Below are 25,473 nucleotides of genomic sequence, written 5' to 3'. Positions count from 1 at the left end.
CGCCAGTGGACCACCCAACGGGGCCCGGCTCACCCCCCCGCGGTGGGGGGTGCGGCCGGCGCGGATGGGGCCGAGTCTTCGTCGGTCCGCAACGTCCGCGGCGTTCGATCCATTCAAGGGGAAACAGATGTCGTCGCTAGCCAAGGCCCTGTCCGTGGCCATACTCATGGGGACCGCCGGCCAGGCCGCGGCGGTGGACAACGGGGGGCCGATCGACCGCGCCCTGACGGCGATTCGCGCCAATCCGGCCGCCACGCGCTGGTCGTCGTCCGACGCGTTCGCCACGCGCGGCGTGACCATCGATCGCAACGGCACCGAACACGTGCGTTTCGCGCGCACCTACAAGGGCCTGCCGGTGATCGGCGGCGACCTGGTGGTGCATTCGCGCGCCGGCGCGTTCAAGGGGGCGAGCCTGATGCAGGCCACGTCGGTCAACGTCGCGACCACGCCGACGATCACTTCGCAGCAGGCGATCACCAACGCCGGCGCGAAGTTCGGCACGGCCTTCGACAGCGTGCCGACGGCGCGCCTGGTCGTTTTCGCGCGCAAGACGCCGACGCTCGCCTACGACGTGCTCTACACGGGCAAGGCGAACGACGGCACGCCGATCCGCATGCACTACTACGTCAACGCCGCCAACGGCGCGATCCTCGGAAAGGAAAACGCGGTGCAGACCGGCACGCTGCCGGGCACCGGTTACGGCACCGGCAATCCGCCGACCGATCCGAACGCCACGCCCGCCAACGGCACCGGCCGTTCGCTCTTCGCCGGCACCGTGCAGGTCAACGCACAGTTCAATGCCACGCGCCGCATCTACGAGATGAAGGATCCCACGCGCGGCAACACCTACATCACCGACATGGGCAACGGTTTCCGCGGCAGCGGCGGCCTGGTCGGCATCGGCACGCTCATGGTGGACGGCGACAACAAGTGGGGGAACGGGACGACCACCGACCGCACGAGCGCGGCCGTCGATGCGGCCTACGGTTTCGCGAAAACCTGGGACTTCTATAAACAGACGCTGGGTCGCGAAGGCATCGCCGGCGACGGCAAGGGCGCGGTCGGCGCAGTCCATTTCCAGACCAAGTACAACAACGCGTTCTGGAACAACGATTGCTTCTGCATGGCCTTCGGCGACGGCGACGGCGTCAAGCTCAAGCCGCTGGTGGCGATCGACATCATGGGCCACGAAATGAGCCACGGCGTGACGTTCGCGACCGCGGGCCTGGTCTACGCGGCCGAATCCGGCGGTTTGAACGAGGCGACGTCGGACATCTTCGGCGCGATGGTCGAGCACTTCGCCAACAACCCGTCGCAGCCGCCGAATTACCTGATCGGCGAAGCGATCTACATGCCGGTCGCAGGCAACCCGCCGGCGCTGCGCTCGATGTTCAAGCCGAGCCTCGACGGCATCTCCGACGATTGCTATCCGGACGGCTCGGACCCGTTGTACCTGCAGTTCTTCAGCTGGACCGGCACGTACGCCGGCGGCGGCAAGGACATGCATTACACCTCGGGCGTTGCGAACCACTTCTTCTATCTGCTCGCCGAAGGTGCGGTCGTGCCGGCCGGTTGGGGCGCGGGCACGCAGTGGAACTTCACCAAGAACGACATGGTGTGCAACGGCAACGTGTCGCTGGCCGGCATCGGTCGCGACGCCGCCACGCAGATCTGGTACCACGCGCTGACGCTGTACATGACCTCGGGCACCAACTACGCCGATGCGCGCATCGCCACGATGAACGCAGCGCGCGACCTGTACGGCGCCGGCTCGGCGCAACAGAACGCCGTGGCCGCGTCGTGGGATGCGGTCAACGTGCACTGACGCAACACGCGTGCCCCACGCGCGCAACAAAAAACCCGCCGGCAACGGCGGGTTTTTCGTTTGTCGCGTTGCGCGATCCGACGATCAGCCCGCGGGGCGGCTCGACCAGTGGATGCCGCTGATTTTCCAGCCCGTCGCCGTCTTCGTGAGCAGGAACGTTTCGGTGAGCAGCATCGTGCGCATCTGGCCCGCGCCTTCGCCGACCATGCGCTTTTCGCTCACGACCCAACCCAGCTGGGCACCGAGCCGCGAATCGCGGTGCAGGAGCTCGCGCGAACGCACGCTCTGCATCGCGACGGCATCGGCCTTGGCGGCGCCGTCGATGTAGCCGTCGCGCGTGCCGAGCACCGTGCCGTTGGCGATGACCACCGCGTCCGGCGTCATGGCCTGGCGGGCGGAATCGAGTTTTCCGCTGGCAAGCGCGGCCATGAAGGCGTCGACCGCATGCGTCGCTTCGTTCTCGGCCGATTGCGTTGCATGTGCGGGCGCAGCGGGCGATTGCGCGAAGGCGGGCGCGACCAGGGTGGACAGGAACAGGGAGGTGGCAAGAACGAGAGGACGCACGTGCAGATACCGATGAACGAGGGAAGTGACCATTGAGGGCGCTTTCGCCGCGGCATGCCCCCCCCACCGCGGGGGGGACGCAACGAGGGCGCAGCGCCGCAATGTCGCCGGCGTTGGCGCGTCTGGCCCAACGCTTTGTTCGGCCTGTGCCGATCCACTTCTCCAGGGGAAATCGTTCGTGAACACCGCTCGTCGTCATGCTCGAAAAAAGCCGCTCGTCCGCGCGTCGCTCACCGCTGCCGTGCTGATGGCCATGGCCTCGCCCGCCGTCTTCGCGCAGAACTGCGCGGGCGGTGCCGGCCAGGTGCAGTGCGCGGGCGCGATCGCCACCGGCGTTTTCGCCTCGGCGTTCGGTGACTTCGCTTCCGCGACGGGCAACAACGCGTCGGCCTTCGGTCATGCGTCCAACGCGTCCGGCAACAACGGCACGGCGATCGGCGACGGCTCGACCGCATCGAACACCAACACCACCGCCGTCGGCCAGGGTTCGCTCGCATCGGGCGTCAATGCGACCGCGGTCGGCACGGGCGCGCTGGCGACCGGCGCATACGCATCCGCCTTCGGCGCAGGCGCACGCGCCACGGCGACGGCGACCGTTGCCGTCGGACAGAACGCGCAAGCCAAGAACAACCAGTCGACGGCCATGGGCTGGCGCGCGACCGCCGGTTCCACCGGCTCGGGCGGCACGATGCTCGCCGGCGATACCGCCGTCGGTGCGTATGCGTCGGCCACCGATCCGAACGTCGACAAGTTCTTCAACGTCACCGCCGGCGCACCGTGCACGACCGCAGGTTGCGGCCCCAGCATGAAGAAGGGCGCGTCCACCGCGGTCGGCCAGTGGGCCAACGCCAGGGACGCGAGCACGGCGATCGGCGCGTACTCGCGCGCATGGACGTTCGCGACCGCCGTGGGCGTGAAAACGCGCGCGACCGGCGCCTACAGCACCGCCGTCGGCATGCAGGCCAAGGCTTACGGCATGTTCTCCCAGGCGATCGGCCCGTATGCCAAGTCGACCGGCAAGTTCGCCAGCGCCGTCGGCGTGGTCTCCGAAGCCAAGGGTTACACGAGCAATGCGTTCGGTGGTTTCGCACGCGCGTGGGGCGATTACTCGCTCGCGCTCGGCACGGGCGCGTACGCCACGGGCGTGGCCTGCACGACGGTCGGCTACGACTCGGTCTGCAACGGCAACAAGTCCGCTGCGCTGGGCACGGTCGCCTACGCGATCGGCCTGGGTTCCCTGTCGCTCGGCGGCTACAGCCAGGCCGCGGGCGATTACAGCGTCGCCTCGGGCTTCGCCGCCTTCGCCGGTGGCGACTACTCGGTCGCCGAAGGCACGCTCGCTTACTCGCAAGGCTTCGCCTCCAACGCAGTCGGCACGTACAGCCACGCGGTCGGCGATTTCAGCAGCGCGCTCGGCGCCTACGCGCAGAGCACGGGCAACCACAGCCAGGCGCTCGGCGCGTACAGCGTCGCGCTCGGCGCGATGGCCAGCGCCAACGGCGCCTACAGCGAAGCGCGCGGCGAATACAGCGTCGCCAACGGTGCGTACAGCATCGCGGCCGGTGATTTCGCCGCGGCGTTCGGTACGTTGTCGGCGGCCACCGGTCTGTCGAGCGTCGCGATCGGCGACACGAGCTCGGCGTCGGGCGACTTCAGCACGGCGCTCGGCGCGTACAGCACGGCGATCGGCGTCAACAGCACCGCGATCGGTGCGTACGCACTCGCCGACCGCGACAACACGGTGTCGGTCGGCTCGGCAGGCGCGGAACGCCAGGTGACCAACGTCGCCGCGGGTACCGAAGCGACGGATGCGGTGAACAAGTCGCAGCTCGACGCGCTTGCAGTCCAGGCCGGCCACGCGAACGACTACTTCTCCGCCGACGGCGCGGGCGACGGCAGCGATCTTGCGATCACCAGCGGCAACCTGTCGGTCGCGGCGGGCTCGGGTTCGCAAGCCCTCGGCATCTACAGCACGGCGGTGGGTGGCGGCGCGTTCGCGCATGGCTACGAAAGCACGGCGGTCGGTTTCTATTCCGAAGCGCGCGGCGCGTACAGCTCGGCCTTCGGTTCGGCGCTCGCATTCGGCCAGGGCACGACGGCGCTCGGTACGTGGGCCTTTGCGGGTGGCAATTTCGATTGGTCGGGTGCGGGCGGCCGTCCGGGGAACATCGTCGAGATCCTCAACGGCACGGCCGTGGGCTTCTCGTCGGTCGCTGCAGCGGACAACGCAACCGCGCTCGGCGCCGAAGCCGAAGCACGCTTCGAAGACTCGGTCGCACTGGGTGCAGGTTCGATCGCCGACCGCGCGAATTCGGTGTCCGTCGGCAGCGCCGGCGCCGAGCGCCAGATCACCAACGTCGCGGCCGGCTCGGCCGACACCGACGCGGTGAACGTCGGCCAGCTCAACGATGCGCTCGTCGCCGTCGGCGCGAGCAACGTCGCTCAGCTCGATTCGGTCGCGACCGCCCTCGGCGGTGGTGCGGCGATCGGCGGCAACGGCATGCTCTCGATGCCGACGTACAACATCCAGGGCGGCAGCTACACCAACGTCGGCGATGCCTTCAGTGCGTTCGACGGTGCGCTCACTTCGCTCACCAATCGCGTGAACGCGTTCGAAAGCACGTCGGGCGTCGCCGGCCTGCCGCTCGGCACCGGCAACGGCCTGGCGATCGGCACCGGCAGCAACGCCACCGACACCACCGACGCGGCCTTCGGCACGAATGCGAACGTGGCCGCCGACAGCGGTACCGCCATCGGCAACGGCGCCACCGTTTCGGCGACCGCGACGAATTCCGTCGCGATCGGCGCGAACTCCGTCGCCGACGCGGCGAACACGGTCTCGGTCGGCAGCGCGGGCAACGAACGCCGCGTCACGAACGTGGCCGAAGGCACCGCGCCGACGGATGCGGCGAACGTTGCGCAAGTGCAGGCCGCCAGCGCGAACACGCTGCACACCGCCAACGCGTACACCGACAGCCGCATGCAGGCGTTCAACGATGCGTTCACGCAGCTGCAGGGCGACGTCGAGACGCGCCTGCTGCACCAGGACCATCGCATCGATCAGCAGGGCGCGATGAACGCCGCGATGGTCAACATGGCGATCAACGCCGCGCACAGCGACAGCAGCAACGGTCGCCTCGGCGTCGGTGCGGGTTGGCAGAACGGTGAGTCGGCGCTGTCGATCGGCTACTCCAAGCAGTTCGGACGTGCGTCCTTCAGCCTGGGCGGCGCGTTCTCCAGCGACGACAGCTCGGCCGGCGTCGGCTTCGGCCTCGACCTGTAAGCGTTCGGTTCGTGGCGTCCCTTCGGGGGAAGGGGCGCCGCTTGCGGAGCGCCGTGCCGGTGGTGTCCCCCAAGGCGCCCCGGCACGGCGATTTCGTTCAGTGCAACACGCCCAGCAGCGCCTTCGCGGTGGCTTCCGATGACGCCGGGTTCTGACCGGTGATCAGGCGACCATCCACGATGGCCAGGCTGTGCCAGTCGTCGACCTTCTCGTATTTGCCGCCGAGCCGCTTGAGCTCGTCTTCGAGCAGGAAGGGCACGACGTCCGCCAGATGCACCGCTTCTTCTTCGCTATTGGCGAAGCCGGTGACGCGCTTGCCCTTCACGATGGGTTGCCCATCGATCTCCACGTGCCGCAGCACCGCAGGCGCGTGGCACACCGCGGCGACCGGCTTGCCGTTGTTGTAGAAATTCTCGATGAGCTTGATGGACGTGGCGTCTTCGGCGAGGTCCCACATCGGGCCGTGGCCGCCGGGATAGAACACGGCGTCGTAGTCGGCCGCGGAAACGCCATCCAGGCGCTGCGTGTTCGCAAGCACGCTCTGTGCGCGCGCATCGGCCTTGAAGCGATTCTGCGAATCGGTCTGGTTGGCCGGATCGTCGCTCTTGGGATCGATCGGCGGTTGCCCACCTTTCGGCGAAGCGACCGTCACCTCCACGTCCGCGTCCTTGAACACGTAGTACGGCGACGCGAATTCCTCCAGCCAGAATCCGGTCTTCTCACCGGTGTTGCCGAGCTGGTCGTGCGATGTCAGGACCATCAGGACTTTCACTGAGCGTCTCCCTTGGAAGCGGCGAAGCGATCATCGACATCCATCGGTGATCGCCCGGTGCACGAACCGTGTGGGCCGCCGTCGTGCGGCGCCGAATGTTTCCCGATCAACCGGGGCCGCCGATGATGCGAGCGTCGCGCACCGCCGCGCCTTCCAGGTATCGCACCGTCGACAGGTATTCCGGACTGTTGTACGCGGCTTCGGCAGCTTCGACGCTCTCGAACTCAACGATTGCCACGCGCTCGCGCAGCCCGGCTTCGTGCACGTGTTCGGGCACGCCAGCGGCGAGGACCCGGCCTCCGAATGCGCGAATCACCGGCTGTGCCGCCGCTGCATAACGGTCCACGCCCGATTGGTCGTCGATCGAGCGGAACGTCATCACCCAATAGCCTTTCATTCCATTTCTCCCGCGTCATGTCGATGGCAGCAATCTAGGCCTCCGAAGGCCCGTTGCGAATCCACGTCGCTCGGAAGACATTCTTGCGCCAGGCGGTGCAATCCAGGCGCCCCGAACGAGTGATTCGATCAGGCCGGCGGCTTGACCTGGATCAATGCCGACCTTCGCGGCATCGCCGAGGATTCCCACATCCTCAACGAGAGCCGCCGCCATGCAGTACCTGATCTCGCCTTCGTCCCACGTGGCCAGCCTCGACACGATCACGGACCGGCTCAACCATTTGGATCCCTCCGCGCTCGTCGATGTCGACACCGCGGGGCGCTTGCGGGTTTCCACGTCGCTTGCCGACGCCGAACTGCTGCTCGCGCTCGGCCTGGCCGGTCTGCTGGTCGCGCCGTGCGACCTGGAGCGGCTGCCGTCGGAATGCTGCGGCGGCTGCGGGGGCTGAGGCTTCCATGGACACCACGCTCGCCTTCGATACCGATCTCCTGCGCCGTTACGATCGGCCGGGCCCGCGTTACACCTCGTATCCGACCGCGCCGCAGTTCCATGTCGGCTTCGGTGAGCGGGAACTGCGCCAGGCCGCCGCGTCGAGCAACGGGGATCCGATCCCCAGGCGCCTGTCGCTGTACGTGCACGTTCCGTTCTGCGAGAGCCCTTGCTTCTATTGCGGCTGCAATCGCGTGATCACGCGCGACAAGTCGCGCGCGGATGCGTACCTCGCACGGCTGTATCGCGAGATCGCGCTCGCGGCGGAGATGTTCGATCGCGACCGCGAGTTGATCCAGGTGCACTTCGGCGGTGGCACGCCGAACTTCCTTTCGCCCGCGCAACTGTGCGAAACGGTCGACACGATCGGCACGCACTTCCGCATCGCGCAGGGCGCCGATCGCGACATCTCGATCGAACTCGATCCGCGCCATGTCGACCCGCGCGACATCGCGCAACTTGCAACGTGCGGTTTCAACCGCGCCAGCCTCGGCGTGCAGGATTTCGACCACGACGTGCAGGTGGCGGTCAATCGCGTGCAGAGCGTCGACGAAACGCGCGCGGTCGTCGATGCGTGCCGCGCGCACGGATTCCGCTCGGTCAACATCGACCTGATCTACGGGTTGCCGAAGCAAACCATCGAAGGCTTCGAGCGCACGCTGGACACGGTGGTCGACATGCGGCCGGACCGCGTCGCCGTCTATGGCTATGCGCACATGCCGGCGCTGTTCAAGCCGCAACGGCGGATCGATGCATTCACGCTGCCCGATCCCGAAGGACGCCTGGCGCTGTTGCAGCAGGCGATCGCACGCCTCACGCACGCCGGTTACCGCTACATCGGCATGGACCACTTCGCGCTGCCGGACGACGACCTCGCCGTCGCGCAAGGGCAGGGCAGTTTGCATCGCAACTTCATGGGATACACGACACATGCCGACAGCGACCTGATCGGCGTCGGCGTCAGCGCGATCAGCCACGTCGCCGATACCTTCAGCCAGAACGCGCGCGATCTCGCGTCGTGGGAAGCCATGCTCGACGCTGGGCGCCTGCCCGTGTTCCGCGGCATGCGCCTGAGCGAAGACGATCAATTGCGCGCGGGCCTCATCCAGTCGCTCATGTGCCAAGGGGAAATCGCGATCGACGGGATCGAGCAGCGTTTCGGCATCGACTTCCGCGTGTACTTCCGCGAAGCGCTCGAGCGCCTGGCGCCCCTGGTCGCCGATGGACTGGTGCGTGTCGGTAAGCAGCGCATCGAAGTCACGGCGCGCGGTCGCCTGCTCCTGCGCAACATCGCCATGTGCTTCGACCATTACCTCGACGCGCCCGCCGACGTGGCGACACCGCGCTTCTCCCGCGCGATCTGACCGCCACCGGCGCCCCGGCGTACCATGGGTCCCCGATGAGGCCGGCCGTCTTTCCGAACAACGACGCACGCACGCTGTCCGACGACGGCGATGCGTTGCATTTCTGTTCGACCTGCGCGTTCTCCCAGGCCTGCATGGACCAGGGCATGGACAAGAGCGCGCTGGCCGACCTGCACGTGCTGGTCGAGCATTACGGTCCGCTGGCGCCGGGAGATCACATCTTTCGCGAGGGCGATCGGTTCGATGCGATCGCGGCCGTGCGCGCGGGCACGGTGAAGACCTACGTGGTGGATCCGGACGGGCAGGAACACGTCCTCGGGTTCCATCTGCCAGGCGAGCTCATCGGCCTCAACGGCATCGACGGCGAACACTACCCGTGCAACGCCGTCGCGCTCGACACGGTCATGCTGTGCCGCTTCTCGTTCCCGAAGATGGCGGTCCTCGCCGCGCGATTGCCCGGGTTGCAGCGTCAGTTGTTCCGCCTGCTCAGCCGTGACATCGGCCGCGCGGAGTTGTTGGCGGCCGACTGGTCGGCGGACCAGCGGATGGCCGCGTTCCTGATGGGGCTGTCGCAACGCCTGCAGTCGCGCGGATTTTCCGCGCACCGCTTCCAACTCTCGATGCCGCGCACCGACATCGGCAACTACCTGCGCCTGGCGCCGGAGACCGTGAGCCGCGTGTTGCGCCGTTTCCACCAGGACAACCTGGTGCGCGTGGATGGGCGCGAACTCGAACTGCTCGACGTCGACGCCCTGCACACCCTGGCCGCGCCCGTCCTGAGGCATTGATCCGCCGGCTTGACCTGGGTCAAGGCGGCCGCGCATGCCCGCGAGCAGGATGCTCCCATCATCAAGGGAGGCTATATGGAGAGCACGCGGAAGCTGTGGTTGGGCTTGGCGACGCTGCTGATCGCGTCGTTCGCGGTGTTGCTGTGGGCGGGTGGGGAAATCTTCCGCGCCGCGCCGCCGATCCCCGAGCGCGTCGTCGATACCACGGGCGCGACGGTGTACACGCGCCACGACATCGAACGCGGCCGCCAGGTCTGGCAATCGATGGGCGGCATGCAGTTGGGCTCGATCTGGGGCCACGGCGGCTACGTCGCGCCGGACTGGAGCGCCGACTGGCTGCATCGCGAAGCGGTTGCGATGCTGGACCAGTGGGCACGCGAGGAAGGCAGCGTTTCGTACGCAACATTGTCGGCCGAACGGCAGGCCGCGTTGCGCGGACGCTTGCAGGCGCAGTTCCGCGCGAATACGTACGACGCCTCCAACGGCGTGATCACCTTGACGCGCGAGCGCGTCGTCGCGATTTCCAACGTGGCCGCGCACTACGAGAGTCTGTTCGGCAACGATCCGGCGACCGCGCGTTTGCGCGAGGCCTACGCAATGAAGGAAGGCACGGTGCCCGACGCGGCGCACCGTCGCTCACTGACGGCCTTCTTCTGGTGGACCGCGTGGGCCGCGGGCACCGAACGCCCGGGCGCGGCGAACGTCGCGAACGAAGGCGTCGCATCCAAACGCGTCACCTACACCAACAACTGGCCCAGCGAACCGCTGCTGGGCAATACGCCGCCGCCGTCGATGTGGGTGTGGTCGGCCTTCAGCGTGTTGTTCCTGATCGCGGGCATCGGCCTGCTCGGTTGGCACCACGCGCGGACGCATGCGCGTGGCGAGAAGCCGCACACGATTCCTTCGAGCGATCCGATGGCCACGCTGCGCGTGACGCCGTCGATGCGCGCCACCGCGAAGTACTTCTGGGTCGTGCTCGCGCTGTTCCTCGTGCAGATCCTGCTCGGCGCGATGACGGCGCATTACCAGGTCGAAGGCCAGCAGGCCTACGGCTTCGCGATCTCGGACATCCTGCCGTACGCGATCACGCGCACCTGGCATACGCAGTTGGCGGTGCTGTGGATTGCCGTCGCATGGCTGGGCACAGGTTTGTACATCGCACCGGCGATGTCGGGGCATGAGCCAAGGTTCCAACGATTCGGCGTGAACGCGCTCTGGGTCTGCCTCTTGATCATCGTCGTCGGTGCGTTCGCGGGCCAATGGTTGGCGGTGATGCAGAAGCTCGGGCTCGACCTGAATTTCTGGTGGGGTCACCAGGGTTGGGAATACGCGGACATGGGCCGCTTCTGGCAATGGTTCCTGTTCGTCGGACTGTTGCTGTGGCTGACGCTCGTCGGTCGCGCGTTGTGGCCGGTGTTGCGCGGTCCGCGCACCGACACCAAGGCGATCGTCGCGTTGCTGTTCCTCTCCACCGTGTGCATCGGCCTGTTCTTCGGCGCCGCGCTGATGTGGGGCGAACACACGCACATCTCCGAAGTCGAATACTGGCGTTGGTGGTTGGTGCACCTGTGGGTGGAAGGCTTCTTCGAAGTCTTCGCCACCGCGGTGATGGCGCTGATCTTCACGCGCCTAGGCCTGATCGAGGCGAAGTCCGCGACGACGGCCGTGTTGTTCGCCACGATCATCTTCATGACCGGCGGCGTGCTCGGCACCTTGCACCACTTGTACTTCGTCGGCACGCCGACCGCGGTCGTGGCGCTGGGCGCGAGCTTCAGCGCGCTGGAAGTCGTGCCGCTGGCGTACATCGGCTTCGAGGCGTACCACACTTACAAGCTGGGCAAGGCCGTGCCGTGGATGGCGCGCTATCGCTGGCCGATCCTGTTCTTCGTCGCGGTGTCGTTCTGGAACCTGGTCGGCGCGGGGCTGTTCGGTTTCCTGATCAACCCGCCGCTGTCGCTGTACTACATGCAGGGCCTGAACCTGACGCCGCTGCACGGCCACACCGCGTTGTTCGGCGTGTACGGGATGCTCGGCATCGCCCTGGTGCTGTTCTGCATGCGCGGGCTGCGGGGCCAGATGGTGTGGGATACGCGCGCGCTGAAGGTCTCGTTCTGGTGCTTCAACATCGGCCTGGCGCTGATGGCGGTGCTCACCTTGCTACCCATCGGCACGATGCAATTGCTCGCCGCCATCGAACACGGCTACGCGTATGCGCGCTCGGCCGAGTTCATGCAGCGTCCGATCATCGACATGCTGGTGTGGATGCGCGTGCCGGGCGACACGATCTTCAGCGTCGGCGCACTGGCGCTGGCGTGGTTCATGTTCCGCCTGTGGGTCGCGCCCAAGCGCCTGCCTGTCGAAGGCGCGACGGATACGGAGCGCTGAGGCAATGGACGAAGCCGCATCGCAGGCGCGCGCGAACCTCTCGCCGCGCCTGTTGCTGGAAGCGCCGCATCGGATGATGTTCTTCATCGGTGCGGGCAACCTGCTGCTGGCGATGGCGTGGTGGGCGGCGTGGCTGGTGTCCACGCGTTGGCCCGAAGTGCTGCGGATGCCGCAGCCCACGCCCTGGGCCGGTTGGCTGCATGCGATCGTCATGCAATACCAGGTGCTGGCGAGCTTCATCTTCGGCTTCTTGCTCACGGTGTTCCCGCGCTGGATGGGCTTGCCCGAGTTGCGGCGCGCGCGTTACGTCCCGGTGGGCATCGGTGTCTTCGGCGGCCAGCTCGCAACGCTGCTGGGGGCCTTTGGATGGTCGCCGGGGATCGCGATCGGCGCCGCGCTGACGCTCGCGGGGTGGACGTGGGCGCTCGGGAATCTCGCATGGCTCGTCAAACGCGAGCGCGGCACGACCTGGCACGCGCGTTCCTGTCTCGCCGCGCTCACGCTCGGTGCGGTGGGGCTCGTCGCGTGGACGGCGTTCGTCATGGGCGCATCGCCGATCTGGGCATTCGTCGCCATCAAGATCGGGACGTTCGGGTTCCTGCTGCCGATGTACCTCACCGTCGCACACCGCATGTTTGCGTTCTTCGCAAGCAACGCCGTCGCCGGTTACGTGGCGTGGCGTCCGTTGTGGTTGCTCGCGGTGACGTGGATGTTCCTTGCGTTGCACCTCGTGCTCGAACTGCTGCATGCCTACGCGTGGCTGTGGATCGCGGACCTGCCGCTGCTCGCCTGCACCCTGGTGCTGTGCGTGCGGTGGTGGCCGATCGGCAAGCAACCGGCATTGCTGCGCGTGCTGTTCATCGGCCTGGCGTGGTTGCCGATCACCTTCGTCCTCTATTCGGCGCAGAGCATCGTGTATGCGACGACGGGCGAGTTCGCGCTGGGGCGCGCCCCGGCGCACGCGTTGTTCATCGGCTTCTTCGGCAGCGTGCTGGTCGCGATGGTGACGCGCGTGACGCAGGGCCATTCGGGCCGCCCGTTGACGCTGCCCGCGGCGGCATGGTTCGCCTATTGCGCGTTGCAACTCGTGGCGATCGTGCGCGTGTATGCGGACCTCGATGCCGATCCGATGCGCTGGCATGCGGTGGCGGCCATCGGCTGGATCGTGGCGCTGGTCCCGTGGATCGTGCGCCTGGGTTGGATCTATCTCACCGCGCGTGTCGACGGGAAACCCGGATGATCGAGTTCTATCCGCAGATCAAGAGCTTCCACGTGTTCATCGCGCTGCTGAGCGGCGGGTTGTTCGCGCTGCGCGGCGGCTTCGCGTTGGCTGGTGCGCGCTGGCCGTACGCGGGACCGGTGCGCTGGACGAGCTGGGCGATCGATACGGCTTTGCTCACGGCGGCGCTGATGTTGCTCACCGTGTTGCCGCGTGCGGTGTTCGGCAACGGTTGGCTCGCAGTCAAGCTGACGCTGATCGTCCTCTACATTGCGCTCGGCACGATCGCGTTGAAGCAGGCACGCATCCAGCGCTTGTGGGGCGCGATGGGGTATGCCGCCGCATTGCTCGCGTTCGGCGCGATCTACGCCACGGCGCGCGCGCACGATCCGCTCGGCATGGTGCGCTGGTGGCTGTCCTGATGACGACGCGTGCGTGGATCGCCAGCGCGATGGCGCTGCTGCGGCAAGAACAGGCGCGCTCGGCCGACACGCACCTGCTCCGGCTGGACTTGCCTGCGTTCCCGGGGATCGCGTTCTACATGAAGGACGAGGCCTCGCATCCGACCGGCAGCCTGAAACATCGCCTCGCACGTTCGCTGTTCCTGTATGCGTTGTGCAATGGGCGATTGCAGCGCGGCCAGACCGTCGTCGATGCATCCTCGGGCAGCACGGCGATCTCCGAGGCGTGGTTCGCGCGCTTGTTGGGCCTGCCGTTCGTCGCGGTGATGCCGGCGGGCACCGCGCCGCGCAAGATCGCCGACGTGCGCGCGCTGGGCGGCACGTGCGACTTGGTCGACGATCCCGCGGCCGTGCATGACCGCGCACGCTGGCACGCCGCACGCGGCGCCTGCCACCTGGATCAATTCGGATTGGCCGAACGCGCGACCGACTGGCGCGGCAACAACAACATCGCCGAGTCGCTGCTGTCGCAGATGGCGCACGAGCCCGACGCCGAACCGGCGTGGGTGGTGTGCGGTGCCGGCACGGGCGGAACATCGGCGACGATCGGCCGCTACCTGCGTTATCGCGGGTTGCGCACGCAACTGTGCGTCGCCGAGCCTGCAGGCAGCGCCTTCGCCGCAGGATGGCGCACGCGCGATCACTCGGCGATCGCTTCGCGCAGTACCGTGATCGAAGGGATCGGACGGCCGCGTGTCGAACCGGGGTTCGTGTTCGAGATCGTGGATCACGTCATCGAAGTCGAGGACGCGGACTCCATCGCGGGCATGCATGCGCTGGAAGGCTTGCTCGGGCGTCGTTACGGTGGCTCGTCCGGCACGAATTTCATCGCGTGCCTGCGACTTGCCGCGGCGATGCGCGCGCGCGGCGCGCGGGGCAGCATCGTCGGACTGCTTTGCGACCGGGGCGAACGCTACGAGGAAACGCTGTATTCGACTGCGTGGTTGCGGGAACGCGGCATCGCGCCGCCTGCGCTGCCGGCCGAACTCGACGACGCCGTCAGTGCGCCCATTCGAGTTGGACCCACAGCTTCGTCGTGTCCCGTGCGAATCCGTCGGCCGCGTAGTCTGCCAACTTGACGAGTCCCTTGACGCGCTTGCCCACGGGAAAGCCGAACGACGCATTCGACTCCGTGCCGTAGGCGCCGCCGACATCCGCATCGTAGCGATGCCAGGCGACTTGCCAATCGAGCGTGCCGCCGCGCGCGGCGCCTTCGAGTGCGATCCAGCGATCGTCGAGACCGCCCACCGGCGTCGTGTTGAACTTGTCGGCCCAACCGTTGAACGCGTGCAGGCTGGCGAGCGGCGTCTGCAACGCATGGCGCCCGTTGCCACCGAGGTGTTCCCATCCCAGTCGGCCCGTCGCGTGCGCGAAGGTCCACGCAGGCTCGATTCGCCAGTACGCATGCGCGAAGTGCAGCGGGTTGTCGGCGTAGTCGCGTTGCAGCGCGTAATCCAATGCGATCGACGGCCCCTGCGTTTTCGGCGGACGCGTCGTCGCGAGCCGCAGGCCGGTGGTGACGGTGGAAGCGGCGCGCACGTCCTGGTCTTCGTGCAGCAACGCGTAGGCCTGCCACTGCCACGTCGCATCGCTCGCCCATTGCAGCCAGACCATGTGCGTCGCCAGGTCGCGTTCGCGCGCGAGCGGATCGCGCGCATCATCGCCTGCGACGCGGTGGACGCGATCGAACCAGGCGTAACGCGCGTCGAGGTTGTCGCGGACATGCCACTGCAGGGCCAGTGCGTCGAACGTCTGCTCGTTCTGTCGCCAACCGCTGTTGCCGACCCAGCGCTGGTTACCGAAAGTCACCCGCTGGCGACCCAGCGTCACCTGCTTGCCGTCGCGCTTGAACGCCACCCACGCCTGGTTCCACTCTGCGCCGGCGGGATCGACGATCGCGGGCAGATCGCGGCGCGCGTTGGTGCCATCGTCGTGCGCGCCACCGGCCACGATGCCTTCGCCTTCGATCAGGGCCGACCATTCGTCGGACCACGCAAACCTCGCACCGAGGCGCAGGCGCAGCGTCGTGGCGTCGGCGTCGTGGAGGAAGGCCTGATCCTCCACGTGCTCGTTGCGCAGGCGTAAGTTCCACTCGGTCGACACCTGCGCGCACGCGAGGGTCGGCACGCCGAGGAGCAGTGCACAGCAACCGCGGAACACGTTCATTCGAACCCATCCGGAAGGGAGATGGCGCCAATCTCACCGTTGTCCGCAATCGCAGCCATGACCCAGGTCAAGCGATCTCGCACGTACCGCAAAGCGGCTTTTGCTTGATCCAGGTCAGGGCCACGCCGCGACGGCGGGCGGAGACTGACGCTCGAAGTCCAAGTCCTCCTTCCAATCGATGACCGGGGAAACTCCATGAAAGACGTAACCCTTTATGCGTTGGTCTCTGTCGCGCTGCTCGCCGCGGCCCTTGCGGTGGTCGGCCTCGTGACTGCTGCAGAGTCAGCCGCTCCGCAATCCACGCGTGCGCAAGTCTCCAGCGAGGTTGCCTCGCCGCACGCGATGTCCGTTCCGTTCTGACGAACGCCAGGCAAACAGGAGTCGGGAGATGATCAAGCGCTTCGCACGTGTCCTCGTCGTGGCCGCCTGCATCGCAGCGGTCGCCGGCTGCGGCGGCAAGGACAAAGCGGTCGACGGTGGGAAACCCGTCGCGACCGAATCCGGTGGTTCGCTCAAGGGCGACCTCGGTCCGCCGCAGGGACCCGATGTCCGTGCGGTGTTGACGACGCCGCCGATGGTGCCGCCCGCCACGGGTCGCAAGGCGCCCGCGCGCGTCATCGTCGAGCTGGATGTCATCGAAAAGGAGATGCCGATTTCCGAGGGCGTGACCTACACGTTCTGGACCTTCGGCGGAACGGTGCCGGGCAGTTTCATCCGCGTGCGGCAAGGCGACACGGTGGTGTTCCACCTGCGCAACATGCCGCACAGCAAGATGCCCCACAACATCGACCTGCATGGCGTGACGGGGCCGGGTGGTGGTGCCGCATCCAGCTTCACCGCGCCGGGCCATGTCACGCGCTTCACGTTCAAGGCGCTCAATTCGGGCCTGTTCGTGTATCACTGCGCGACCGCGCCGGTCGGCATGCACGTGGCGAACGGCATGTACGGCCTGATCCTCGTCGAACCGCCGGAAGGCATGCCGCCGGTGGATCGCGAGTACTACGTGATGCAGGGCGACTTCTACACCACGGGCAAGTATCGCGAGAAAGGCCTCCAGCCCTTCGACATGGAAAAGGCGATCGACGAGCATCCGACCTACGTGTTGTTCAACGGCATGGAAGGCGCGCTCACCGGCGACAAGGCCCTCAAGGCGAACACCGGCGAAACCGTGCGGCTGTACGTCGGCAACGGCGGGCCCAATCTCGTCTCGAGCTTCCACGTCATCGGCGAGATATTCGACAAGGTGTGGTTCGAAGGCGGCACGCGCTTCCAGGAGAACGTGCAGACCACGCTGATTCCCGCAGGCGGCGCGGCGATCATGGACTTCCATCTCGAAGTCCCGGGCAGCTACGTCCTCGTCGACCACTCGATCTTCCGCGCGTTCAACAAGGGCGCACTCGCGATCCTGAAAGCCGACGGCCCCGAGCGGAAGGACATCTACTCCGGCAAGGAAGTCGATGCGATGTACATCGGCGACCGCGCCAGCGCGAACCTTTCGGCCGTCACGCAGGCGGCGACCGCCGCGACGACCGGCGCGCTGACGCCCGCGGACCAGACCAAGGCAGGCGAAGCGCTGTTCGCGGGCACGTGTTCGACGTGCCACCAGGCGAACGGGCAGGGCATGCCGGGTGTGTTCCCGCCGCTGGCCGGTTCGGACTACATCGCCGCCGACCCGAAGCGCGTGGCCTCCATCATCCTGCACGGCCTCGTCGGCAAGGTCACGGTCAACGGCAAGGAGTACAACTCCAACATGCCGCCGATGAGCCAGCTCACCGACGACGAAGTGGCCAACATCGCCACCTACGTCCTCAACAGTTGGGGCAATCCGGGCGGACACGTGACGAAGGAAGAGGCGGCGGCAGCGCGCGCCGCAAAACCCACCACGGCGTCCGAAGGACATTGAGATGCGTGCAGTCGTCGCCGGCACGTGCGTGTTCGCCTGCCTGGCCGCGTTCGCGGTCGCGGCAGGCAACACCGCGCCGCGTTACGCGGGATTGCCCGGCGGCAAGTTCAAGTCCGCGCTCGCGTACGAAGATGCGAAGCAGGGCGTGCGGATCGCGCCGTTCGCACTCATGCGCAAGCCGGTGACCAACGGCGAGTTCCTCGCGTTCGTGCGCGCGCATCCAGAATGGCAGCGGGGCCGCGCGCCGGCGGTCTTCGCCGAGGGGCGTTATCTGACGCACTGGGCCGGACCGACAACGCTCGGCGATCACGCACGGCCGGAGCAACCGGTGACGTGGGTGAGCTGGTTCGCCGCCGACGCCTACTGCGCGTCGGTCGGCGCGCGCCTGCCGACCTGGAACGAATGGGAATACGCGGCGGCGGCGGACGAAACGCGTCGCGATGCACGCAGCGACCCTGCGTGGCGAGAACGCATCCTCGCGTGGTACGCACGTCCGTCCACGCAAGCGCTGCCGCGCGCCGGATTGCAGGCGCCCAACGCCTACGGCGTGCAGGATCTGCATGGCCTGGTGTGGGAATGGACAGACGACTTCGCATCGCTGCTCGTCTCCGGCGACAACCGCAACCAGGGCGATGCCGACCGACAGAAGTTTTGCGGCGCGGGCGCGCTGTCGATGGACGACCGCGACAACTACGCGGTGCTGATGCGCGTGGCGATGCTCTCCTCGCTCGATGCGCACGACGCCACCGCCAACCTCGGATTCCGATGCGCACGGGGTGTCCGATGAAACGGCTTCTGGCGATGGCCGCAGGCATCGCGATGCTGTTCGCATTGGTCGGTGCGGTGCAAGCCGGTGCGCCTGCAGCGCGGCCGGCCGATTCGGTGTACCAGCTCTCGGTGCCGCTCACCGACGCAAAAGGCAAGACGCAGGATTGGCGAACGCTGGCAGGCAAGCCGCGCATCGTCGCGATGTTCTATACCTCATGCCCGTACATGTGCCCGCTGATCGTGGAATCGGGCAAGGGCGTCGTGCATGCGCTGCCACCCGCCGAACGCGAACGCATCGGCATGGTGCTGATCAGCATCGACCCGCAACGCGACACACCAGCCGTGCTGCGCGAGACGGCGACCAAGCGGAAGGTCGACACGACACAATGGATTCTCGCCGCGCCTGCGCCCGCCGACGTGCGCAAGATCGCCGGCGTCCTCGACGTGCGCTATCGCCATCTCGCCGACGGCAACTTCAACCACACCAGCGTGCTGATCCTGCTGGACGCGCAAGGGCGGATCGTCGCGCGAACCGAGCAGATGGGGCCGAAGCCCGACCCGGAATTCCTGGCGGCGGTGCGTGCCCAGCTGGCGGCGGGGACGCGCTAGCGTTCGACGGGCTGACTCGGCAGTAGGAGTACGCATTCCGCCCTAGGTAAAACTACCGAAGCGCGGCGCCACCGCGGATGGCACAAGGGCCAGGCCACCAGGAGGCCGAACCATGCCCGCCCATCTCGCATCGAACACGAAGACACTCGCCGGCGCTGTTTGCATCGCGCTGCTCGGTCTGGCCGGATGCACCAAGCCTGCGGAAGAGAAAACGGCCGCGGAAACCAAGCCGGCCTCACCGAGCACGGCGACGTCGCTGCCCGCGGCCAATCCCGAGCGCAACGTCTACTTCGGCAACGTGCACGTGCACACGGGGTGGTCGTTCGATGGCCTGACCAACGGCTCGAAGACCACGCCCAGCGACGCCTATGCCTGGGCCCAGGGCAAGGAGATCACCAACAGCGGCATCGGCGGGAAGATCCAGATCCGCACGCCGCTCGATTTCTACATGGTCTCCGACCATGCCGAGTACATGGGCGCGTTCAACCAGATGTCGAACCCCGACAGCCCGCTCAGCAAGACCGAGCTGGCGAAGGGCGTCAATTCGCCCGATCCCAACGTGCGGCTGCAGACCTTCGCCGGCGTGCTGCGCGACATGAGCGCGGGGAAGAGCGATCCGCTCCTGAGCGATCCTGCGCTCGCGAAAACCGTGTGGTCGCAGATCGTGAAAGCGGCGGAAGAGAACTACCACCCCGGCAAGTTCACGACCTTCGCCGGTTTCGAGTGGACATCCAATCCCAACAAACGCAACCTGCATCGCGTCATCGTGTTCCGCGATACGAAGACCTTGCCGGAGATGGCGCTGTCATCGCTGGATTCCGACGACCCCGAGAGCCTGTGGAAATGGATGGCGCTCCAGCGCAAGCGTGGTTCGACGCTGCTCGCCATTCCGCACAACGGCAATGCGAGCGATGGGCGCATGTTCGAACTCGTCAAGTTCGACGGCAAGCCGATCGACGCCGCCTACAACGCGACGCGCGCGGAGAACGAACCGCTCTACGAGATCACCCAGATCAAGGGCACGTCGGAGACGCACCCGTCGTTGTCGCCCACCGATGAGTTCGCCGGATTCGAACCCTGGGACTACACGCTGAGCGCCGATGCCGAGCGCCCCACCAAGCGCGCGGGCAGCTTCGCGCGCAAAGCCTTGCTCGATGGTCTGTCGCAGGCGCAGAGCGGGAATGGCAACCCGTTCAAGTTCGGCTTCATCGGCGACAGCGACACGCACAATGCGGCCTCGTCGGTCGAAGAGTTCAACTACACGGGCAAGTTCGCGAACGAGAACGAACCGAAGGATCGGCTGATGGGCCTCAAGGGCCAGCCGCCCAAGCAGATCACCCAGATCCAGCAGTTCAGCTCGGGCGGGCTCGCCGGCGTCTGGGCGGAACAGAACACGCGCGAGGCCATCTTCGATGCCATGCAGCGCAAGGAAACGTTCGGCACGTCGGGGCCGATGATCCGGTTGCGCTTCTTCGCAAGTTGGGACCTGGGCGCGGATGCGCTGAAGCAACAAGACTTCGTCAAGCGTGCGTACGCGGGCGGCGTGCCGATGGGCGGCGACCTGAAACCGTCTGCCACAGGCAAGGCGCCGACGTTCTTCGTGACGGCGCTGAAGGATCCCAAGAGCGGCAACCTCGATCGCGTGCAGATCGTGAAGGGTTGGCTGGACGGCAAAGGCATGCAGCACGAGCGCATCTACGACATCGCATGGAGCGGCGATCGCAAGCTCGCCGTCGATGGCAAGCTGCCCGCGGTCGGCAACACGGTCGATCCCGCGAAAGCGACCTACACCAACACCATCGGCGCGCCCGAGCTGATGGCCGCGTGGACGGACCCTGCGTTCGATGCGGGTGAGCGCGCGTTCTACTACGCGCGCGTGATCGAGATTCCGACGCCGCGCTGGAGCACGATCGACGCGGTGAACCTGAAGATGGCCGTGCCGAAGGGCCTGCCGGTCAGCATCCAGGAGCGCGCCTGGAGCTCGCCCATTTGGTACGCACCGTGATCGCCCTGCAGCGACTGCTGCGCGAACCGCTCCTGCACTTCCTGGTGCTCGGTGCGTTGCTGTTCGCGGTGTATGGATGGATGCAGCGCGACGCATTGCAGGCGCCCGACGAAGTGGTGGTCGACCAGGCGCGCGTCGATGCGCTGTCCGCGCGCTTCCATCGCCTCTGGCAACGCGAGCCCAGCCCCGACGAACTGCGCGGCATCGTCGATGCGTGGGTGCGCGAGGAGATCCTCTATCGCGAGGGCGTCGCGGTCGGCATGGAGCGCGACGACGATGTCGTGCGCCGGCGCGTCGTGCAGAAGCTGACCTACCTCAACGAAGGCATGGCGGTGGAGGTGCCCACGCAGGCCGAGTTGCAAGCCTGGCTGCACGCGCATCCGGACGATTACCGGCTCGCGCCGCGTTACGCCTTCCGACAGGTGTATTTCGATCCGACCCAACACGGTGATGCGTTGGCGCGCGACATCGCACAGGCGCAGGCAAGCCTGCAGCGCGATGCGAATGCGAACGTGGGCGACGTCGCGATGCTTCCGCAGACGATGCGCGATGCGGCGGCCGATGAAGTCAGTCGCACGTTCGGCGCACAGTTCGCGCAATCGTTGCCTGCCATTCCCGACGGGCGCTGGAGCGATCCGATCGCATCGGATTACGGCGTGCATCTGGTGTGGATCGATGCGCGCACGCCGGCGCGCATGCCTGCACTGGCGCAAGTGCGGCGCGACGTGGAGCGCGACCTGCTCGCCGACCGCACGAAAAAGGCCAACGAGGCGTTCTACGACACGCTGCGCAAGCGCTACACGGTGAAGGTCGACGCCGACTTGGGCGGTACGGCCGAATCGCACGCCGTCGCGGTGGGCGCACGATGACGCGCGCCGCATGGCTGATGCGCACGGCATGCGTGCTGTTGCTGTGCGCCATGGCGGGGCTGGTCCACGCGGATGTGTTTCGTCCCGCGTATCTCGAATTGCGAGAGGCTGGCCAGGATCGCTTCGAAGTGCTGTGGAAAGTGCCTGCGCAGTCCGCCGACATGCGCCTGGCGATGCATGTCCGCTTCCCCGACGGCACGGTGACCGAAGGTGCGACGCGCGAAGCGTTCACCGGCGATGCCATCATCGAACGCTCGACGATCCATCGCGCCGGCGGGCTGATCGGTCAGCCAATCGCGTTCGAGGGCAGGGCGATCGGCGCCACCGACATCATGGTGCGCGTGCAGTGGGCCGACGGCACCAGCCAGGTCGAACGCCTGCCGATGACGCGGCCCGCGTTCGTCGTCGAAGCACCGGCCTCGGTGTCGCGCATCGCGTGGTCCTACGGCGTGCTGGGCGTCGAGCACATCCTCGGCGGCATCGATCACTTGTTGTTCGTGCTCGCGTTGCTGCTCATCGTGCGCGGCGGCAAGCGCATCGTCGCGACGATCACCGCGTTCACCGTGGCGCACAGCATCACGCTCGTCGCGGCGACGATGGGTTGGGTGCATATTCCCGGACCGCCGGTCGAAGCGGTGATCGCGTTGAGCATCGTGTTCGTCGCCTCCGAAGTCGTGCATGGCCTGCGCGGCAAACCGGGCCTCACGGCGCGCGCACCCTGGGTGGTCGCCTTCACCTTCGGCCTGCTGCATGGATTCGGGTTCGCGGGCGCGTTGGCGGACGTCGGACTTCCGCAGAAGGCGATTCCCGTTGCGTTGTTGATGTTCAACGTCGGCGTCGAAGTCGGGCAGTTGCTCTTCGTCGGCGGTGTGCTGGCGGTCATGGCGCTGGCGCGTCGGCTGCCGGTCCAGCCGCCGAAGTGGAGCGAGTACGCCGCGGCCTACGCCATCGGGAGCGTCGCGATGCTGTGGGTGTTCGAGCGCGTGGCGGCGTTCCAGGGGTGACGGGCGCTTCCGTCACCGAACCTCGAACGAAATCGTATACGGCACAGCTTCCGCGCGACGCGCCGAGGCGCGCATCTGGAACACCTGGATCGTGTAGTCGCCCGATTTCGGCAAGGGCCCCGACCAATCCGCGCCCACCGAACCCGATCCGATCGCGGTGGCGGCGCCCGGCTTGTCGCCCGGCGCGAAGACGTTGAAGTTGGCGTTGCTGTTGCCCGCGATCTTGACCGTCAAGGTTTGCCCGGACTTCGCGCCCAGCGCGTACTCCACGCTGTCGTAACCGGAGAAGCTGCCTTTCATCGAGGCGCTGCTCGTTCCCTTCGCGAAGTGCACGGGAACGGACGTCACCTTGTCGGAGGCATACGCGGTGGCGGCGAAGAGGGCGAGGGCGGCGCCCCAGCGGAATGCAGCGGTCTTGAGCATGAGGTTTCTCCACTCGTGCAGGGGGAACGCAAGAGCCGCGAGAAATACACCGGGCCCCGTTATGCGTTCGTGACCCGCGGGCGCCCTCGCGTTCACGCCTGCGCTCGTACCCTGACGCCACGTCAGTTGTCTCCGGGCATCTGCGAATGCGCGACACACCGCCCCACGGACCCGGCATCGCACTTCGCGACTACGGGCTCGCTGAACTCGCGAATGCGATCGACGACCTGGCCCGGCGCGGCCGCGACCTCCATGACGGCATCCACCAGGCGCGCAAGGCGATCCGGCGTACGCGTGCGCTGTTGGCCCTTGGTCAACCGTTGCTGGGGCCCGGCGTCAAATTGATCGATCGGGAATTGCGCGCAGTGAACCGGCGCCTGTCGCCGTTGCGCGATGCGCACGCACTCGTCCAGACATTCGATCGTTTGCGCACCAAGGCGCGCGACGAAGCCACACGGACGGCGCTCGCCGGCGCGCGGCGCATCGCCGCCCGGCAACGTGCGGCGATGGCGAAGGATCCGGCGTTCGCGGTCAGGCTGCGACACGAACAGGCGATCGTGGCGACAATGCGGGCCGCATTGACGGGCCTGCCCTGGGAGTCGCTTTCCATCGCCTCCGTGACCGATGCGATGGCTGCGACGGCGCGGAAGGCAAGCACTGCGCGCGAACGCGCCTTCGCGAGCGACGATGCGGATGCCTGGCACCAATGGCGCCGGCGCATGCGGCGTCTCTCGCAGCAACATCGCGCCGCGAGCGCCGCCGGCCTGGCCGTGCCCGATGGATTCGACAAACATGTGACCGAACAACTCGGCGTGCTGCAGGACCTGAGCCTGCTCATCGCGCAGTGCGACAAGCACGCTGCGTTCCCGGCCTACAGGTCGGTGCTGCGACGGTTTGCGAAGCGCACACTCGCGCGCCAGCGCAAGCGCTTGCGATCGGTGGTCGACGCGGCGCTCAGTACCGCTCCTTGACGTAGCGGTAGGGGTGGTCGGGTTCGACGTAGTCGCCACGCTTCTGTCGCTTGGGCAGCTGGACTTTCACGCGCGGCAAGGATTCGTAAGGGATCTGGTCGAGGATGTGCCGGATGATGTTGAGGCGTCCGCGCCGTTTGTCGTCGGTGCGCGCGACGAACCACGGCGCATGCGGCGTATCCGTCGCGACGAACATCTCGTCGCGCGCCCGCGAGTAGTCGTACCACTTGCCGTAGGACTTCAGGTCCATCGGCGTGAGCTTCCAGATCTTGCGCCCATCGTCCGCGCGCGCCTGCAAGCGCAGCGTCTGTTCCTCTTCGCTGACTTCGAGCCAGTATTTCAGCAGGATGATCTCCGACTCGATGATCGAGCGTTCCACCAGCGGCGTGATGCGCAGGAAGCGTTTCACCTTCGATTCCGGCGTGAACCCCATGACGCGCTCGACGCCGGCGCGGTTGTACCAACTGCGGTCGAAGATCACGACTTCGCCGCCCGCGGGAAGGTGCTTCAGATAGCGCTGCATGTACATCTGGCTCAACTCGCGCTCGGTCGGCGCAGGCAATGCGACGACGCGGAAGACACGCGGGCTCACGCGGTCGGTGATCGCCTTGATCGTGCCGCCTTTCCCGGCGGTGTCGCGGCCCTCGAAGACGATGCACACCTTGAGCTGCTTCGCGACGATCCACTGTTGCAGCTTGACCAGCTCGACGTGAAGCTTATCGAGTTCGGCCTCGTAGTCCTTCCGCTTCATCTTCTCGGGAGGTGCTGCAGCGTCATGTTGGTCTTTGCGTTTCATCTCGCATGCTCCGCATCTGCGCGGTGTCGCCGCTCAGGTGTGCTTCTCGTTCTCCAGGGCCCGGCCGACGATGTCTTCGTAGAGCTGCACGATCTGCGCGCCCAGTGCGTGCGCTTTCGGATTGCGGGTGACGAACTTCGCCGCGTCCTGCGCGTCTTCCAGCGCATGCGTCAGGAAACCGACTTCCGAATCGGTCAGGCGTTCGCCGCCGTCGACGCGCTTCTTGATATCCAGCAAACGCGGCAAGCGGAATTTCGTGAGTCGATCGAGCAACGCCTGGAGGGTGGCGTCTTCGCTGCTGTCTGACATGCGCGGCACCCCGGGACGGAGCAACGGCGCTATTCTGCGCCTGCCGCGCCGGCGTGCGCCATCGTCGTTCGAAGCTCTGCCGGAGCGCGGCATGCGCACCTGA

24 protein-coding genes are annotated in these 25,473 nt (G+C 66.9%); 17 read left to right on the top strand and 7 right to left on the bottom strand.

The genetic code is table 11. From position 1 onward, the window contains the following. The first annotated feature begins 127 nt into the window (after positions 1 to 127). Positions 128 to 1,825: a M4 family metallopeptidase gene (locus GN331_RS16400; RefSeq protein WP_231734553.1), complete on the top strand. Its 1,698-nt coding sequence runs from the start codon at positions 128 to 130 to the stop codon at positions 1,823 to 1,825. Between the two features lie 84 nt (positions 1,826 to 1,909). On the opposite strand, the gene GN331_RS16395 is transcribed toward GN331_RS16400, so the two are convergent. Next, positions 1,910 to 2,389, bottom strand: a complete 480-nt coding sequence (locus tag GN331_RS16395) for a nuclear transport factor 2 family protein (protein WP_197427202.1) — start codon at positions 2,387 to 2,389, stop codon at positions 1,910 to 1,912. A gap of 253 nt (positions 2,390 to 2,642) precedes the next feature. On the opposite strand from GN331_RS16395, the gene GN331_RS16390 reads away from it, so the two are divergent. Continuing rightward, entirely contained in the window at positions 2,643 to 5,672 is a 3,030-nt protein-coding gene (locus tag GN331_RS16390) for a hypothetical protein (RefSeq protein ID WP_197427201.1), read from the top strand. A 97-nt stretch (positions 5,673 to 5,769) separates the two neighbouring features. Here GN331_RS16390 and GN331_RS16385 read toward each other — a convergent pair whose 3' ends face one another. Both GN331_RS16385 and GN331_RS16380 read right to left on the bottom strand, forming a co-directional pair. Continuing rightward, positions 5,770 to 6,444, bottom strand: a complete 675-nt coding sequence (locus GN331_RS16385; protein WP_331713524.1) for a type 1 glutamine amidotransferase domain-containing protein — start codon at positions 6,442 to 6,444, stop codon at positions 5,770 to 5,772. 106 nt (positions 6,445 to 6,550) lie between these two features. Next, positions 6,551 to 6,841 carry a DUF1330 domain-containing protein gene (locus GN331_RS16380; protein WP_156643364.1) on the bottom strand — a complete coding sequence of 97 codons (291 nt, stop codon included), beginning with the start codon at positions 6,839 to 6,841 and terminating at the stop codon, positions 6,551 to 6,553. A 211-nt stretch (positions 6,842 to 7,052) separates the two neighbouring features. Between GN331_RS16380 and GN331_RS16375 the strand changes: the two genes are divergently transcribed. From GN331_RS16375 to GN331_RS16345, 7 genes are all read left to right on the top strand, one after another. Beyond that, the gene (locus GN331_RS16375) at positions 7,053 to 7,289 is read left to right on the top strand and encodes a hypothetical protein (RefSeq protein WP_156643363.1); all 237 of its coding nucleotides are present in this window, start codon (positions 7,053 to 7,055) and stop codon (positions 7,287 to 7,289) included. Between the two features lie 7 nt (positions 7,290 to 7,296). Beyond that, complete coding sequence (gene hemN, locus GN331_RS16370) at positions 7,297 to 8,694, top strand: oxygen-independent coproporphyrinogen III oxidase (RefSeq protein ID WP_156643362.1); 1,398 nt, start codon at positions 7,297 to 7,299, stop codon at positions 8,692 to 8,694. Between the two features lie 35 nt (positions 8,695 to 8,729). Next, on the top strand, positions 8,730 to 9,482 hold the full coding sequence (locus tag GN331_RS16365; RefSeq protein WP_156643361.1) for a cyclic nucleotide-binding domain-containing protein: 753 nt from the start codon (positions 8,730 to 8,732) through the stop codon (positions 9,480 to 9,482). 75 nt (positions 9,483 to 9,557) lie between these two features. Continuing rightward, complete coding sequence (locus GN331_RS16360) at positions 9,558 to 11,867, top strand: nitric-oxide reductase large subunit (RefSeq protein WP_156643360.1); 2,310 nt, start codon at positions 9,558 to 9,560, stop codon at positions 11,865 to 11,867. A gap of 4 nt (positions 11,868 to 11,871) precedes the next feature. Then, entirely contained in the window at positions 11,872 to 13,107 is a 1,236-nt protein-coding gene (locus GN331_RS16355; protein ID WP_156643359.1) for an NnrS family protein, read from the top strand. Continuing rightward, positions 13,104 to 13,508, top strand: coding sequence for a SirB2 family protein (locus GN331_RS16350; protein ID WP_156643358.1), 405 nt, complete (start codon positions 13,104 to 13,106; stop codon positions 13,506 to 13,508). The genes GN331_RS16355 and GN331_RS16350 overlap by 4 nt, the downstream gene beginning before the upstream one ends. Next, positions 13,508 to 14,626, top strand: coding sequence for a PLP-dependent cysteine synthase family protein (locus GN331_RS16345; RefSeq protein WP_156643389.1), 1,119 nt, complete (start codon positions 13,508 to 13,510; stop codon positions 14,624 to 14,626). The genes GN331_RS16350 and GN331_RS16345 overlap by 1 nt, the downstream gene beginning before the upstream one ends. On the opposite strand, the gene GN331_RS16340 is transcribed toward GN331_RS16345, so the two are convergent. After that, on the bottom strand, positions 14,547 to 15,713 hold the full coding sequence (locus GN331_RS16340; RefSeq protein ID WP_156643357.1) for an alginate export family protein: 1,167 nt from the start codon (positions 15,711 to 15,713) through the stop codon (positions 14,547 to 14,549). The genes GN331_RS16345 and GN331_RS16340 overlap by 80 nt on opposite strands. Positions 15,714 to 15,908: 195 nt before the next feature. Between GN331_RS16340 and GN331_RS16335 the strand changes: the two genes are divergently transcribed. From GN331_RS16335 to GN331_RS16305, 7 genes are all read left to right on the top strand, one after another. Further along, positions 15,909 to 16,073, top strand: coding sequence for a hypothetical protein (locus GN331_RS16335; protein ID WP_156643356.1), 165 nt, complete (start codon positions 15,909 to 15,911; stop codon positions 16,071 to 16,073). A gap of 28 nt (positions 16,074 to 16,101) precedes the next feature. Beyond that, entirely contained in the window at positions 16,102 to 17,616 is a 1,515-nt protein-coding gene (gene nirK / locus GN331_RS16330; RefSeq protein WP_156643355.1) for a copper-containing nitrite reductase, read from the top strand. Position 17,617: 1 nt separating this feature from the next. Next, the gene (locus GN331_RS16325) at positions 17,618 to 18,403 is read left to right on the top strand and encodes a formylglycine-generating enzyme family protein (RefSeq protein WP_156643354.1); all 786 of its coding nucleotides are present in this window, start codon (positions 17,618 to 17,620) and stop codon (positions 18,401 to 18,403) included. Beyond that, positions 18,400 to 18,993 (top strand): SCO family protein, encoded by a 594-nt coding sequence (locus GN331_RS16320; RefSeq protein WP_156643353.1) that lies wholly within the window; start codon positions 18,400 to 18,402, stop codon positions 18,991 to 18,993. The genes GN331_RS16325 and GN331_RS16320 overlap by 4 nt, the downstream gene beginning before the upstream one ends. A gap of 112 nt (positions 18,994 to 19,105) precedes the next feature. After that, a complete protein-coding gene (locus GN331_RS16315) occupies positions 19,106 to 20,998 on the top strand; it encodes a DUF3604 domain-containing protein (protein WP_156643352.1) in 1,893 nt (630 codons plus the stop codon). Further along, entirely contained in the window at positions 20,995 to 21,867 is an 873-nt protein-coding gene (locus tag GN331_RS16310; RefSeq protein ID WP_156643351.1) for a peptidyl-prolyl cis-trans isomerase, read from the top strand. Before GN331_RS16315 ends, GN331_RS16310 begins: the two co-directional genes overlap by 4 nt. Continuing rightward, positions 21,864 to 22,871 (top strand): HupE/UreJ family protein, encoded by a 1,008-nt coding sequence (locus GN331_RS16305; RefSeq protein ID WP_156643350.1) that lies wholly within the window; start codon positions 21,864 to 21,866, stop codon positions 22,869 to 22,871. Before GN331_RS16310 ends, GN331_RS16305 begins: the two co-directional genes overlap by 4 nt. Before the next feature lie 12 nt (positions 22,872 to 22,883). Here the strand turns inward: GN331_RS16305 and GN331_RS16300 are convergent, their stop codons facing one another. Next, positions 22,884 to 23,294, bottom strand: a complete 411-nt coding sequence (locus tag GN331_RS16300) for a g-type lysozyme inhibitor (protein ID WP_156643349.1) — start codon at positions 23,292 to 23,294, stop codon at positions 22,884 to 22,886. 146 nt (positions 23,295 to 23,440) lie between these two features. Between GN331_RS16300 and GN331_RS16295 the strand changes: the two genes are divergently transcribed. Further along, entirely contained in the window at positions 23,441 to 24,265 is an 825-nt protein-coding gene (locus GN331_RS16295) for a CHAD domain-containing protein (RefSeq protein WP_156643348.1), read from the top strand. On the opposite strand, the gene ppk2 is transcribed toward GN331_RS16295, so the two are convergent. Next, positions 24,249 to 25,061, bottom strand: a complete 813-nt coding sequence (ppk2, locus tag GN331_RS16290; RefSeq protein WP_156643347.1) for a polyphosphate kinase 2 — start codon at positions 25,059 to 25,061, stop codon at positions 24,249 to 24,251. The genes GN331_RS16295 and ppk2 overlap by 17 nt on opposite strands. Before the next feature lie 33 nt (positions 25,062 to 25,094). Next, positions 25,095 to 25,370, bottom strand: a complete 276-nt coding sequence (locus GN331_RS16285; RefSeq protein WP_156643346.1) for a hypothetical protein — start codon at positions 25,368 to 25,370, stop codon at positions 25,095 to 25,097. Positions 25,371 to 25,473 lie beyond the last annotated feature (103 nt).

Source organism: Noviluteimonas gilva (genome assembly GCF_009740395.1).
GTDB lineage: Bacteria > Pseudomonadota > Gammaproteobacteria > Xanthomonadales > Xanthomonadaceae > Noviluteimonas > Noviluteimonas gilva.
The sequence above is the reverse complement of the archived record's forward strand: the minus strand, read 5'-3'. Positions and strand labels throughout refer to the sequence as shown.